This is a genomic window from Glaesserella parasuis, from assembly GCF_002015085.1.
GTDB classification, from domain to species: Bacteria; Pseudomonadota; Gammaproteobacteria; order Enterobacterales; family Pasteurellaceae; genus Glaesserella; species Glaesserella parasuis.
Window position 1 is genome coordinate 1 of sequence record NZ_MUXW01000088.1, and the last position, 927, is coordinate 927.

At 29.2% G+C, this 927-nt stretch carries 1 protein-coding gene; it reads right to left on the bottom strand.

Annotated features, from left to right (window positions below):
* Positions 1-50 precede the first annotated feature (50 nt).
* Complete coding sequence (locus B0183_RS12890; RefSeq protein ID WP_234802068.1) at positions 51-500, bottom strand: hypothetical protein; 450 nt, start codon at positions 498-500, stop codon at positions 51-53.
* Positions 501-927 lie beyond the last annotated feature (427 nt).

Consider the following 927-nt stretch of genomic DNA (forward strand, 5'->3'; position numbering starts at 1 on the left):
ATGACAAAGTGGTTGCTAATGAATATTTTAATTATTCTTAGCAACTCTTTTTATTTAAAAAAATCCTTTATAAACATAATCTTATGTCTTTTCATTAATCCTGTATGATGCGATAATTTTTCCTTTAGTTGCCCAAATAAGTTTTCAAGTCTATTTGTCGTTTTTTCGATATTTAAATCGCCATACTTTTCATAGGTAAATAGATAATCCATATAACGTTTAAAACTATGATAAGCACTTCTTACATTCCGATGTTTATAAGGATAATAGCCCTTTTCATTCGGTTTATCTGACCGTTCTTCTAAAAATGCTTTATGTTTTAAATACCAATGATGTAATCGTAAATAGACGTCTTTTTTAGAACTCTGTTTAAGTGTCAATGCAATAATTTTTAATTCTTTTCCAGCTATAGATTGATGTTTTTTTCTTAATGCTCTCATCACAATAGCTACCATATGAAAATGACACATTTGCGTCGGTGTATCCAATAAATCTTTCAATATACCCCGTCTGCCGTCGCAGGTAATTCATTGAATTATATAGCCTTTTCCCTTAACCTATTCAGAGCAAGTTTGTAGTAAATATCTTTTTCGGTTCGCACAAAGTAATGTGAAATCACATTATTTGAATTAGAATCCATTAGCACTAATACGCCAAAATAACGACAGAAAAACGTTGTATCCATAATGATGTTTAGGTATCGATTTGAAGGTGGTTTTAAAGCTGTTTTAGGGGCTTTATCAATATATCTTTGAATAGTTCTAACCGAACAATGATATTTTTCGGCAAGTTGTTGATAGGTTTGTTTTCCGGATGTGTAATCAGTCCAAATTTTAATTGGATCTAATTTAGATTTTAAGATAAACGTTTTATAACATTCATTACAAAAATAACGTTGAGTATTATTTTGATTTCAAAATATAATCA